Origin of the sequence: Streptomyces sp. ATexAB-D23 (assembly GCF_000373645.1) — a bacterium.
GTDB lineage: Bacteria > Actinomycetota > Actinomycetes > Streptomycetales > Streptomycetaceae > Streptomyces > Streptomyces castrisilvae.
The window spans coordinates 229,568-240,769 of sequence record NZ_KB892001.1 but is presented as its reverse complement, the minus strand read 5'-3'; the positions used below and the strand labels follow the sequence as shown (position 1 = coordinate 240,769).

Here is an 11,202-nt window from a genome sequence, read left to right as displayed (position 1 = left end):
TCAGCAGCACCGGACACCTCAGCCGCCCCACCAACCCCAGCAGCCCCACCAATCCCAGCAGCCCCAGCCGCCCCGCCAGCCCCCCGATCCCCCCGCGTCCCGTCCTCGTCCGACCCGGGCATCAGTACCTCACCTCGGCCGGTCGAGTCGCTGGATGAGCAGGTCGGCCAGCCGGTCGCGGCCGGCCGGTGACGCGGCGTGCGTGAGGTATATCGCGTTCAACAGCTGGTCCGTGGCCAGGAGTTCGGTACGGGAACGCTCCAGGAAGTGGGCGATGAGGTCGTCGCTGGAGCGGGCCGCCTCCTCGCCCAGGTGGGCCTTCACGAAGGAGGCCAGCCGTTTGTGGTCGGGGCGCCCCAGCTCCAGGTGGATGCAGCGGCGCATCAGCGGGGCCGGGAAGTCCCGCTCGCCGTTGCTCGTGAGCACGACGAAGGGGAAGGACCTGCACTGCACCCGGCCGCCCTTGATCCGCACCTTGTTGCCGTCGTGGTCCAGCACGTCCGCCTCGCCGTCGGGCAGCCGGTCGACGATCCGCTCCAGTTCGGGGATGGCGAACTCGCCCTCCTCCAACACGTTCAGCAGGTCGTTCGGCAGATCGATGTCGCTCTTGTCCAGCTCGTCGATGAGCAGCACGCGCGGCCGGTCCGAGGGGAGCAGGGCAGTGCCGAGCGGCCCGAGCCGGATGTAACTGCCCACGCTCTGCGCCGCGTCGGCCCCGGCCGCACCGCCCGCCGCCGCCGCGTGCGAGGCGATCTGCACGTCCTGGAGCCGGGCGATGGCGTCGTAGTGGTAGAGGCCGTCGAGCAGGGTGGTGCGGCTGACGACGGGCCAGCGCAGGACCTTGCCGAGCTCCAGCTCCCGCGCCACGGAATGGGCCAGTGTGCTCTTGCCCGCGCCCGGGTCCCCCGTGACCAGCAGCGGGCGCCGCAGATACAGCGCCGCGTTGATCATTTCCAGCTCCTCGGCGCCCGGCCGGTGCTCCTCGGCGACGCGTCCGGGGATGCCGAGCCGGCGGTCGGCGGACTCGGTGCCGCCCGCCTCGCCGTCCGCCCGGCCGCCGGTGAAGTCACGCCAGGGCGGCGGGGGCGGCAGCTGCGCCACTTCGTCGTGCGGTTCGCCGACGCCTCGGTAGATGAGCCACTCGCTGCGTTCACTCATAGCGTGTTCCTCGTTGTCACTCGTCCGCCACCGGCGGCCGCCGCCGAACGTGCCTTACCGTAGCGATCCGACCCAACCCCCGTAAGAGAAAGGTCAGTTCGCCTCTGCGGGTGATGCGGTACACGGTGACTCAAGGCGCCTCCAGGAAGTCGGAGCCCGGCAGCGGACGGTGCGGATCGTCGTAGTAGAGGGCGGCGCCGGCGGACCAGTACATCTCCGTGCGCCCGGCGCTCACGCCTCTCCTCAGTTCATGGATCTTCCACGGCAGCCGGTCGTGGGTACGGGTGTCCGACACGGCCTCGGCCACGCGCCGGTGGAACTCCCGGCAGACCGTGTCGCCCTCCGTGGTGCGCCGCTGCAACAGGGCGACGCCGAAGCCGCTGTCGAGCAGCCGCACCACCCCGGCCGTGACGTCCGAGTCCGGCCGGCTCCCGTAGCGGCACAGGACGGGCACGGTCTCGTGGGCCAGGGCGCGCAGCCGCGCCGACTCCGGTACTCGTACCCTCAATTCGTCCTCGCAGTCGACGACTTCGGCCCGCAGCGGGGTCGCCAGACCGGCGTTCCAGCGGGCCGGGCGCTCCTCGGGACGACCCTGGTACGGGCTGCGCAGCACCACCGGGCGTACGGCTCCGAGGCGCTGCCCGGACGGGGGCAGCACCCAGTCGTCCACCGGGAGGCCGAAGAGCGCGGGCGCCACGACGACCTGGAGCATGGCGGGGCTGCCCGGTTCGTCGCACCGGCGGAACGCCTCGGTCAGCGCGGCGGCGAGCCGGTCGGGCACGGTGCCGAGCGGGGCGCCGCGGCTGTCCTCGTCCACCGGCTCCGCCTCCGATGCCCGGCGGTCCACGGCGACCCGCCAGTCGTACTGGTCGCGGGACCAGCCCTGGAGGTCGACGTGGAGCACGACGCAGTCGCGGTCGCCGTACAGGACGGGCGCGCTCGCCCGGGTGCGATCGGCGGGCTGGCGGTTCTGCTCCAGGCGCAGCCGGATCTCGGCCCACTCCACGTCGAGCTGCCGGCGCAGGTCCCTGGGCAGCTCGACGTCCGCGATCCGCTTCACCCAGCCCCACAGCGCCTTGGCGTTGCGCACGGAGAGCTGTCCGCAGGGCCGGTCGGCCGCCAGGACGCCCATGCAGAAGCGCACGATCAGTTCGAACTGGGCCTCGCTGTCGCGGGCGCGGGCGTCGTACAGCGCGCCCAGTCCGTCGCGCCAGCCGCGCGGGGCCGGGCGGTGGTCGCGGGAGTGCACCCCGGGCAGGCGGTCGAGCAGCATCAGCAGGGCGCGGGTGCTGGCGGGCGGCGGCAGTTCGGCGAGCCGGCCCAGCAGGTCCACCCGGCGTTTGGGGCCGAGGATGCCGCCGGGCGGGACGGGCAGTTCGCTCTGCGCGTCGGTCCAGGTCCGCTCGGTCCCGGCCGAACTGGTGTGCTGGTCGGCGTGGTAGCGGTCGTGGGCGTGGAAGACGGCCTGGTATATGTCGTCGGTCTCGGTCTCGACGGGGGTCGCCGGCACCTCAAGGGTGCGCAGCCGCTCGATGCCCACGGCGGTGCCGCCCTGGTGGCCGTCGAGCCGTGACTTGATCACGCCGACCACCTCGCCCCGGACGAGGTCGACCAGCGGGCCGCCGGACATGCCCAGCTCCACCCAGTCCCCGTCGAGCCTGACGACCTGCTCGGCGTCGCCGGACCCCCCGTAGGAGCCCTTCACCGCGCAGACGCCGCTGCGGTTCTGGAGTCCGCCGCCCTGTCCGGGCGCCCAGCCCACGCAGCGCACCTCCCGGCTGCGGAGCATCGCCTCGGACCGCTCGGTGACGTACACGCAGGTGTGCTCGACGGGGCGCTGGAGCTGGATGAGCGCGAGGTCGGGGGCCGGCCAGCCGCCGCCCCCGGGCGGCCGGGCGCCGGGCATCGCGGCGACGACCTTGCCCGGCACCTCGGTCAGTTCCGCGCGGTAGCGGTCCTCCTTGAACCACACGCCCACCATGCCCCCCTCCCCCCGCATCGCCACGTGTGCGCAGGTGAGGACCCAGCTGGGGGCGACGAAGAAGCCGCTGCCCAGGAAGTCCCCTTCCGGCCCGTCCTGGGCATACCCGGACGGCGGGCGATGGATGCGTACGGTGGCGTCCTGCACGAGGTCCATGAGGGCAGCCTGAGCGGGTCCCAGCACCCCCTCTGCGCCCCCCTGGCCATCGAAGGTCATGCCCCGCCGCCGTCGGTGTCGTCCGCACCGCCGGGTTGTGCCGGTGCGCCGGGGGATGCCCCGGCGGGCGGGAAACCGGGGTGTGCGCCCGCGTGCGGCGGTGGTGCGGGGGGCGCGGGCGGAAGGGGCGGCGCCGGGGCCGGGCTCCCGGGCGGCGCGGAGGTCTGCGCGGGCACCGGGGCGGGCGGGGGCGGGTCGACCGGTGGTCCACCGCCGCTCCAGGTGAGCGTGACCGTGATCGCGCCCTTGGCCTCGCCGTCCGCGAGCAGTCCGACGATCTTGCCGGCCTTGGCGGTGAGCTCGATGCCGAACTCGACGCTCACCTCGTCCGGCCGCACCGCGCGCAGCGGCACGGCGAGCGAGCGCGCCACCCCCGTCACCACCGAGTGCAGGCTCTCGACCCGCGCCTGCACCTGGTCCGCGAGGTCCCCGAACCCGGTGTCCGTGTATGTCGGACCGCCCCCGGGAGCCGGACCGGCCAGCTCCTCGGCACCGGAGATCCTGGCCCAGACCGGCGTGCCGTCCGGAAGCTCAATGCGCGTAATACGGGACCCACTGTCACCCATGACACCCCCCGTTCGCCAACTACCCGCAGATTAACGGCCGTAGTCGGCCGATGCGGGGTACATCGACGAGGACGCGGCGGAAGGTGTCCGGGGGCCTCTAAACTTCGTGCCATGTACTTCACCGACCGCGGTATCGAGGAGCTGGAGAAGCGGCGAGGCGAGGAAGAGGTCACTTTCGAGTGGCTCGCCGAGCAGCTGCGTACGTTCGTCGACCTGAATCCCGACTTCGAGGTGCCGGTCGAGCGCCTCGCGACCTGGCTGGCCCGTCTGGACGACGAGGACGACGAGGACGAGTAACCGGCCCCGTCAGCCTGTCGCGTCCGGGCCGCCAGGGCCTGTCCGGCGGCGGTCGTACGCGAGGCCCAGCGCCCCGTGCGCCATCAGCAGCACCCCGGCGAAGGCCCAGCCGCCGCTGCGCCGGGCCGCTCCCCAGAGGGCGAGCGGGAGACCGGCGGCCAGCTGGGCACCGGCCAGGGCGCGGGCCCTGGGGCCCCGCATCCAGGGCCCCAGGCGGCTGTGCTCCGCCGCGTCGAGGTCGACGTGGACCGCGTCGCGCCAGCCGGTCCACTCGATGCGCTCGGCGTCCGGCCATCCCTCGCTCCCCGGGTCCGGCCGCGCGCCGGGCTCCCCCGGTTCGAGACCGGCCGGGAGCGCGAGGCCGGTGCGGGTGAGCACGGCGAGCAGTCCACGCAGCCGGACCCGGGCGTCGGCGTCCGGGTCGGGCCGGGTCAGCGCTTCGAGCGCCTGCACGTCCGGTACGGGGTCGAGCCCGAGCCGCTCGGCGAACGTACGCATCGCCTCGTCCTCGCCGGCCGGGGTCCCGTCCGCCAGCCAGACGTAGCCCACGGGGCGGCGGAATCCGGCGGCGAGGGTGTAGCCGGCCCGGTCACCGTCCCACCACAGCGCGAGCACCGGCCAGGTCGAGCCGACCGCGAGCGCGGTGGCCCAGCCGCCCATCACCCGGTCGACGGGCTCGGCGGCCTCGCCCGTGGCGGACTCCGCCCGCCGGCCGCCCCGCCAGGGCTCGCCCTCGGGTACGAGGAGGCTCCACCCGTCACCGGCGGGCGCGAGCAGCAGCGGCTCGCGGAGCAGCCGGGCGACCGGGCGCACGGCTTCCGGCGAGGTCCGGCACAGCAACAGTGCACCCACGGGTGCGGTCGCGTCCATGCCCACACCGTAGGACACATTGTCCCGTTCCGATGGGTTTTGCTCACCCTCCTCGCCACCCGGAGCCCCCACCCCTCTCTCGACTTCCCCGCCCTTTCTTGACTTCCCACACCCGCGATATATCGTGTTCCTCAAGAGACGCGATATGTTGCGTCGTCCGCGCTACCCGGGAGGTCAGATCCATGCCTGTCTCGACATGGGCCGTCGCCGAGCCTCGGAAGCTGGCCTTCGACGAGCCGGTGACCGCGCTGAAGGTGCGCGTCGTCAACGGCACGGTCAACGTCGTCGGCACCGACGAGCCGACCGCACGCCTTGAGGTCTCCGCCATCGAGGGCCCGCCACTGGTCGTGACGCACGAGGACGGCGTCCTGACCGTGGCGTACGAGGACCTGGCCTGGCAGAACCTGCTGAAGTGGCTCGACCGCAAGGAGTGGCGCCGGCACGCGGTCGTCTCGCTGGCGGTCCCGGCCGGCTCGACGGTGGAGGTGGGCGTGGTCGGCGCCGGCGCCTTCGTCTCCGGGGTCCGCGGCCGTACGGAGGTACGGGGCGTCACGGGTGACACCACGCTGGTCAAGCTCGCCGGACCGGTGGGCGCGGAGACCGTGTCCGGCAGCGTGGAGGCCCAGTCCGTCACCGGCGATCTGCGCTTCCACTCGGTCTCCGGCGATCTGACGGTCGTCGAGGGCGGGGGCGCCTCGGTGAAGGCCGAGTCGGTCAGCGGCGGCATGGTGCTCGACGTGGACCCGACCGGCAAGCCCACCGACATCCGGCTGACCACGGTCTCCGGCGAGATCGCGATCCGGCTGCCGCACCCCGCCGACGCGACGGTCGAGGCGAACACCGCGAGCGGCTCCGTCTCCAACGGCTTCGAGGACCTGCGGGTCAGCGGCCAGTGGGGCGCGAAGAAGATCACCGGCACGCTGGGCGCCGGCACCGGGACCCTGCGGGCGACGACCGTATCGGGGTCGATCGCACTCCTGCGCCGCCCGCCGGCGGCCGAGGAGGATTCGTACGACGGCGAGCCGACCGGAAAGGTGCTCTGACATGCCCCCCGTATTCGCTCACGGCCGTCTGCGGCTGTACCTGTTGAAGCTGCTCGACGAGGCCCCCCGGCACGGATACGAGGTGATCCGGCTGCTGGAGGAGCGCTTCCAGGGGCTGTACGCCCCTTCGGCCGGCACCGTCTACCCCCGGCTGGCCAAGCTGGAGGCCGAGGGCCTGGTCACGCATGCCACCGAGGGCGGCCGCAAGGTCTACTCGATCACCGAGGCCGGCCGCGCCGAACTGGCCGACCGCACGGGTGAGCTGGCGGATCTGGAGCTGGAGATCCGGGAGTCCGTCTCCGAACTGGCCGCCGAGATGCGCGACGACGTGCGCGGGGCCGCGGGCAAGCTGCGCAGCGAGATGCGGGCGGCGGCCGACGAGTCGCGCCACACCTCGGGCGGCGGCAAGGGCGCCCACTCGGGCGGCAAGGAGTCCCCCTTCGGCGGCTTCGGGGACCTCGGGGACCTGGGCGACCTCGGCGATCTGCGCGACAAGGAGGCGTGGCGCTCCGCGAAGGAGGAACTACGCAAGGCCAAGCAGGAGTGGAAGGAGCAGGCCCGCCGCGCGAAGGACGAGTCCCGGCGCGCGCGCCAGGACGCGCAGCAGGCCCGCCGCCAGGCCAAGGAGGCCCAGGACCGGGCGCGCGAGCAGATGCAGAACGCCGCCCGTCAGGTCCAGGAGCACTTCGCCCGGGGCGACTGGCCGGCCGGGGTCCGCGAGGGCCTGGCCGAGATCACCGGCCAGCTGGGCGGCTTCGCCCGCACCGGTGGCTGGGCGCCGTACGTCAAGCCGGACGCCGCGGACACCGACCCCGACTGGGGCAAGGAGACCGGCGGCACCGGCGACCCGGCCCGCGACCTGGACCGGCTGCTCGACCGCTTCCGCGACGAGATCCGCGACGCGGCCCGGGACCACGGCGTGACGGAGGACCAGCTCACGGAGGCCCGCCGCCATCTGTCGACAGCGGCGGCCCACATCGCGGCGGTGCTGCGCGGCAGCGACGACGACGGCGTGAAGTAGGGACGGGGGGCAGGGGCGCGCGGGGGTGCGAGGCGGGGGTGCGTTCGAGGTGCCGGGCGTCAGTGCGGGGCACGGGGGCGCGAGGCGGGGTGCGTTCCAGGCGCCGGTCAGTGCGGGGCACGGGCGCGCGGCGGGGGCCGGTGCGCCCGGGGAGCGACACCCCGGGCGCGCGGGGCGCGAGGCGAGGGACCGAGGCGGGGCCGGCCGGTCCGGGGAGTGACACCCCGGACCGGCCGGCCCCCGTTATGCTCCCCGACGCGCGTCCGGCAGGCGGGCCGCGTGGTCCCGGCCGGCGGGCCGCTGGTCCCGGTCCGCGCCCGGCCAACCCACCTCGCGACCCCTCCCCCGGCCCGGTCAGCCCACCTCGCAGCCCCGGCCCACGCCCGGCCAACCCACCTCGCGACCCCTGCCCCGGCCCGGTCAGCCCGCCTTGCGCGCCCCTCCCCCCGCCCAGTCAACCCACCTCGCAGCCCCGGCCCCCGCCCGGTCAGCCCACCTCGCAGCCCCAGCCCCCGCCCGGTCAGCCCGCCTTGCGGTCCTGGTCCGCGCCGCCGTCCCCGTACAGCGCGCGCTCGGCCGTCGCGTACGTGGTGCCGTGCTTGGCGAGTACGTCGGCGGCGATTCCGGGGGTGGCGGTGAGGGCCAGCAGCAGGTGTTCCTCACCGATGAACCGGTCCCCGCGGCCGAGCGCGATCCGCAGCGACCTCTCCAGGACCTTCTTCGCCTCCCGGGCGAACGAGGGGCTGCCCGACCACCGCCGCCGGCCCCCGCCGCCGCCCCGCAGGGCACCTTCACCGTGCGCCTCCTCGATGCGTGAGACGACCGCGGTGAGGTCGATGCCGATGCCCGCGAGCGCCTCGGCGTCGGCCCTGGTCATGCCGCCGCGCCGGCGCGCCTCGGCGAGGCCGGCCTCCACCGAGGCCCTGCGGTCCGTGAGACCGAGTGCGGTGACGGCGAATGACACCCGGCCGGTCACCTGGTCCAGGAGGGCGAGCAGCAGGTGTTCCTCGGTGACCGCGCCGGCGCCGGCCCGCTCGGCATGCTCCACGGCTCCGGTCACCGTGGCGCGGGCCCCGTGGGTGAATCGCTCGAACATCAATGCCTCCCGTACTTCTTGTGCACGGCCTGCCTGCTGACGCCCAGTTCGGCGGCGATCTCCTGCCACGACCAGCCCTGGGCGCGGGCGCTTCCGACTTGTACGGCTTCCAGCTGCTCCAGCAGCCGCCGCAGCGCGGCGACCGACCGCAGCCCCACCCGGGGGTCGCGGTCGCCCGCCCGCTCGGCGAGATCCGTTGCTTCGGTCATGGCGTCAACTTACGTTGACGAGCGGACTGTGTCAACCATTGTTGACAGTCAGCACGATTTTGCCGAACTGGTCGCCCGCGGCGAGCCGTTCGAACCCCTCGCGGGCACGGTCCAGCGGCAGCACCTGGTCGATGACGGGGCGCACGCCGGTGGTGGCGCAGAAGGCGAGGAGGTCCTCCAGTTCGTCCTTGGACCCCATGGTGGAGCCGACGACCTTCAGCTCCAGGAAGAAGATCCGGGTCAGCTCGGCGTGCGAAGGGCGGTCGCCGCTGGTGGCGCCGGAGATGACCAGCGTGCCGCCGGGACGCAGTGACTTGACGGAGTGCGACCAGGTGGCGGCGCCGACCGTCTCGATGACGGCGTCGACCCGGTGGGGCAGCCTGGCCCCGGCCTCGAACGCCTCGACGGCTCCGAGTTCGACGGCCCGGCTGCGCCTGGCCTCGTCGCGGCTGGTGGCGTAGACCCGCAGCCCTGCGGCCCGGCCGAGCACGATGGCGGCGGTCGCGACCCCGCCGCCGGCGCCCTGGACCAGCACGGAGTCGCCGGGGCGCACCCCGGCGTTGGTGAAGAGCATGCGGTACGCGGTCAGCCAGGCGGTGGGCAGACAGGCGGCCTGCTCGAAGGTGAGCTCCTTCGGCTTGGGCAGCACGTTCCAGCTGGGGACGGTGACCTGCTCGGCGAAGGTGCCCTGGTGGCGCTCGGTGAGGATGGACCGGGGCTCGTCAGGTCCCACCCCGTGCCCGGTCTGGCCGATGACCGAGTGCAGGACGACCTCGTTGCCGTCCTGGTCGACCCCGGCGGCGTCGCAGCCGAGGATCATCGGCAGCTTGTCCTCCGCGAGGCCGACGCCGCGCAGGGACCAGAGGTCGTGGTGGTTGAGGGAAGCGGCCCGGACGTTCACGGTGGTCCACCCCGGCCGGACCTGCGGAGCGGGGCGTTCGCCCAGCTCAAGGCCGTTGAGGGGGTGATCGCGGTCGAGGCGGGATGCGTAGGCGGCGAACATGGGGCCGACGATAGGGGGCGGGCTACCGCGACGTAACCGGCTGCGGGTGTGACACGCACCGCGCGTAACGCCGGCTTTCCCCTACCCGCCGCTCCCCGGAACCGGGACCCTGCCCCGGCCCCCGCTCCTCAAGCGCCGGAGGGGCTGAATCCTGCCCCCCGGGCCCAGCACAAGTCACCCACCGACAAACACAAAACCAAGCCCCTCCCGCGACTGAGGAGCCGCGGCCCGACCCAGCTCAAACCACCCACCGACAGAGGCAGAACCAAGCCCCTCCGGCGATTGAGGAGCGGGGGGCCGGGGGGCAGCGCCCCCGAGAGCAGGGGCCCGGGGCCGACGCGCCCAAGCCGGGGGCCCCAAAGGCAGCGCCCCCGAAAGCAGAAGGCCCGACGGGCGGCGCCCGAAATCGCGCCGCCCACCGGGCCCCACCGGACCCCGGCCGGCTCAGCGCCGCGCCACGCCCTCCGCCCGCGCCGCCGCGGCCACCGCGGCCGTGACCGCCGGGGCGACCCGCTCGTCGAACGGGGACGGGATCACGTAATCCGCGGCCAGCTCGTCGCCCACGACATCCGCCAGCGCGTTCGCCGCGGCGATCTTCATGCCCTCGGTGATCCGCGAAGCCCGCACCTGGAGCGCGCCCGCGAAGATGCCGGGGAACGCGAGCACGTTGTTGATCTGGTTCGGGTAGTCCGACCGCCCGGTCGCCACGACGGCCGCGTACTTGTGCGCGATGTCGGGGTGGACCTCCGGGTTCGGGTTCGCCATGGCGAAGACGAACGCCCCGGGCGCCATCGACGCCACCGCCGCCTCCGGCACCGTACCGCCGGAGACGCCGATGAAGACGTCCGCGCCGGCCAGCGCGGTGTCCAGGGAGCCGGAGATGCCCGCCCTGTTGGTGAGCCCGGCCAGCTCCCGCTTGACGTCGGTCAGGTCCTCGCGGTCCCGGCTGACGATGCCCTTGCGGTCGGCGACGGCGACATCGCCGATCCCCGCCTCCAGCAGGAACTTGGCGATGGCCACTCCGGCCGCGCCCGCGCCCGAGATGACGCCGCGCAGGTCGCCGAGGCTGCGCCCGGACAGCTTCGCCGCGTTGCGCAACGCCGCGAGCGTGACCACGGCGGTGCCGTGCTGGTCGTCGTGGAAGACCGGAATGTCGAGCCGCTCCTGGAGCTTGCGCTCGATCTCGAAGCAGCGCGGCGCCGAGATGTCCTCCAGGTTCACCCCGCCGAAGGAGGGGGCGAGCCGGACGACGGTCTCCACGATCTCGTCCGCGTCGGTGGTCGCCAGCGCGATCGGCACCGCGTCGACGCCGCCGAACTGCTTGAACAGGATCGCCTTGCCCTCCATCACCGGGAGGGACGCCTCGGGGCCGATGTCGCCGAGGCCGAGCACCGCGGTGCCGTCCGTCACGACGGCGACGACCTGCGACTTCCAGGTGTAGTCGTGGACGAGCTCGGGCTGCTCGGCGATCGCGCTGCACACCTTCGCGACGCCGGGCGTGTACGCGAGGGACAAGTCGTCCTTGTCCCGGATCGGGACGGTGGCCTGCACGGCCATCTTCCCGCCCCGGTGGAGCGCGAAGGCCGGATCGAACGGCTCGTCGGTGCTGCTGTCGGTACTGCTGTCGGTCCTGCTGTCGCTGCGAGGATTGACGATCTCCGCTGCCATGGTGTTGACCCCTTAAGTCTTCATCGTTTGAGGGTGGCCACTCCTGGTTGAGGAGGGGTGGGCGGGCACCGCGT

11 protein-coding genes are annotated in these 11,202 nt (G+C 73.8%); 3 read left to right on the top strand and 8 right to left on the bottom strand.

Annotated elements, in window-relative coordinates; all coding sequences use genetic code 11:
* Positions 1 to 129: 129 nt before the first annotated feature.
* The 3 genes from B082_RS0101100 to B082_RS0101090 form a co-directional block, all read right to left on the bottom strand.
* The gene (locus tag B082_RS0101100) at positions 130 to 1,158 is read right to left on the bottom strand and encodes an AAA family ATPase (protein WP_018549972.1); all 1,029 of its coding nucleotides are present in this window, start codon (positions 1,156 to 1,158) and stop codon (positions 130 to 132) included.
* A gap of 130 nt (positions 1,159 to 1,288) precedes the next feature.
* Positions 1,289 to 3,295 (bottom strand): trypsin-like peptidase domain-containing protein, encoded by a 2,007-nt coding sequence (locus tag B082_RS0101095; protein WP_051094560.1) that lies wholly within the window; start codon positions 3,293 to 3,295, stop codon positions 1,289 to 1,291.
* Positions 3,296 to 3,351: 56 nt separating this feature from the next.
* Complete coding sequence (locus tag B082_RS0101090) at positions 3,352 to 3,921, bottom strand: CU044_2847 family protein (protein ID WP_018549971.1); 570 nt, start codon at positions 3,919 to 3,921, stop codon at positions 3,352 to 3,354.
* A 111-nt stretch (positions 3,922 to 4,032) separates the two neighbouring features.
* On the opposite strand from B082_RS0101090, the gene B082_RS0101085 reads away from it, so the two are divergent.
* Positions 4,033 to 4,218 (top strand): DUF6104 family protein, encoded by a 186-nt coding sequence (locus B082_RS0101085; protein WP_010061466.1) that lies wholly within the window; start codon positions 4,033 to 4,035, stop codon positions 4,216 to 4,218.
* A 9-nt stretch (positions 4,219 to 4,227) separates the two neighbouring features.
* Here the strand turns inward: B082_RS0101085 and B082_RS0101080 are convergent, their stop codons facing one another.
* Entirely contained in the window at positions 4,228 to 5,088 is an 861-nt protein-coding gene (locus B082_RS0101080) for a hypothetical protein (RefSeq protein ID WP_026249295.1), read from the bottom strand.
* Between the two features lie 182 nt (positions 5,089 to 5,270).
* Between B082_RS0101080 and B082_RS0101075 the strand changes: the two genes are divergently transcribed.
* Positions 5,271 to 6,131, top strand: a complete 861-nt coding sequence (locus tag B082_RS0101075) for a DUF4097 family beta strand repeat-containing protein (RefSeq protein WP_018549969.1) — start codon at positions 5,271 to 5,273, stop codon at positions 6,129 to 6,131.
* Position 6,132: 1 nt separating this feature from the next.
* A complete protein-coding gene (locus B082_RS0101070; RefSeq protein ID WP_018549968.1) occupies positions 6,133 to 7,152 on the top strand; it encodes a PadR family transcriptional regulator in 1,020 nt (339 codons plus the stop codon).
* A gap of 520 nt (positions 7,153 to 7,672) precedes the next feature.
* Here B082_RS0101070 and B082_RS0101065 read toward each other — a convergent pair.
* The 4 genes from B082_RS0101065 to B082_RS0101050 all read right to left on the bottom strand — a co-directional run bounded on the left by B082_RS0101065 (position 7,673) and on the right by B082_RS0101050 (position 11,128).
* Positions 7,673 to 8,248 carry a Clp protease N-terminal domain-containing protein gene (locus B082_RS0101065; RefSeq protein WP_018549967.1) on the bottom strand — a complete coding sequence of 192 codons (576 nt, stop codon included), beginning with the start codon at positions 8,246 to 8,248 and terminating at the stop codon, positions 7,673 to 7,675.
* Entirely contained in the window at positions 8,248 to 8,457 is a 210-nt protein-coding gene (locus B082_RS0101060; protein ID WP_018549966.1) for a helix-turn-helix domain-containing protein, read from the bottom strand. The genes B082_RS0101065 and B082_RS0101060 overlap by 1 nt, the downstream gene beginning before the upstream one ends.
* 31 nt (positions 8,458 to 8,488) lie before the next feature.
* Positions 8,489 to 9,460, bottom strand: a complete 972-nt coding sequence (locus B082_RS0101055; RefSeq protein WP_018549965.1) for a zinc-binding dehydrogenase — start codon at positions 9,458 to 9,460, stop codon at positions 8,489 to 8,491.
* A 444-nt stretch (positions 9,461 to 9,904) separates the two neighbouring features.
* On the bottom strand, positions 9,905 to 11,128 hold the full coding sequence (locus tag B082_RS0101050) for an NAD(P)-dependent malic enzyme (RefSeq protein WP_018549964.1): 1,224 nt from the start codon (positions 11,126 to 11,128) through the stop codon (positions 9,905 to 9,907).
* Positions 11,129 to 11,202: the final 74 nt, after the last annotated feature.

What these genes read in the sequence shown, in the direction of transcription:
- B082_RS0101100 (WP_018549972.1), bottom strand. Translation starts at nt 1,158, where the DNA reads ATGAGTGAACGCAGCGAGTGGCTCATCTACCGAGGCGTCGGCGAACCG.
- B082_RS0101095 (WP_051094560.1), bottom strand. Translation starts at nt 3,295, where the DNA reads ATGGACCTCGTGCAGGACGCCACCGTACGCATCCATCGCCCGCCGTCC.
- B082_RS0101090 (WP_018549971.1), bottom strand. Translation starts at nt 3,921, where the DNA reads ATGGGTGACAGTGGGTCCCGTATTACGCGCATTGAGCTTCCGGACGGC.
- B082_RS0101085 (WP_010061466.1), top strand. Translation starts at nt 4,033, where the DNA reads ATGTACTTCACCGACCGCGGTATCGAGGAGCTGGAGAAGCGGCGAGGC.
- B082_RS0101080 (WP_026249295.1), bottom strand. Translation starts at nt 5,088, where the DNA reads ATGGACGCGACCGCACCCGTGGGTGCACTGTTGCTGTGCCGGACCTCG.
- B082_RS0101075 (WP_018549969.1), top strand. Translation starts at nt 5,271, where the DNA reads ATGCCTGTCTCGACATGGGCCGTCGCCGAGCCTCGGAAGCTGGCCTTC.
- B082_RS0101070 (WP_018549968.1), top strand. Translation starts at nt 6,133, where the DNA reads ATGCCCCCCGTATTCGCTCACGGCCGTCTGCGGCTGTACCTGTTGAAG.
- B082_RS0101065 (WP_018549967.1), bottom strand. Translation starts at nt 8,248, where the DNA reads ATGTTCGAGCGATTCACCCACGGGGCCCGCGCCACGGTGACCGGAGCC.
- B082_RS0101060 (WP_018549966.1), bottom strand. Translation starts at nt 8,457, where the DNA reads ATGACCGAAGCAACGGATCTCGCCGAGCGGGCGGGCGACCGCGACCCC.
- B082_RS0101055 (WP_018549965.1), bottom strand. Translation starts at nt 9,460, where the DNA reads ATGTTCGCCGCCTACGCATCCCGCCTCGACCGCGATCACCCCCTCAAC.
- B082_RS0101050 (WP_018549964.1), bottom strand. Translation starts at nt 11,128, where the DNA reads ATGGCAGCGGAGATCGTCAATCCTCGCAGCGACAGCAGGACCGACAGC.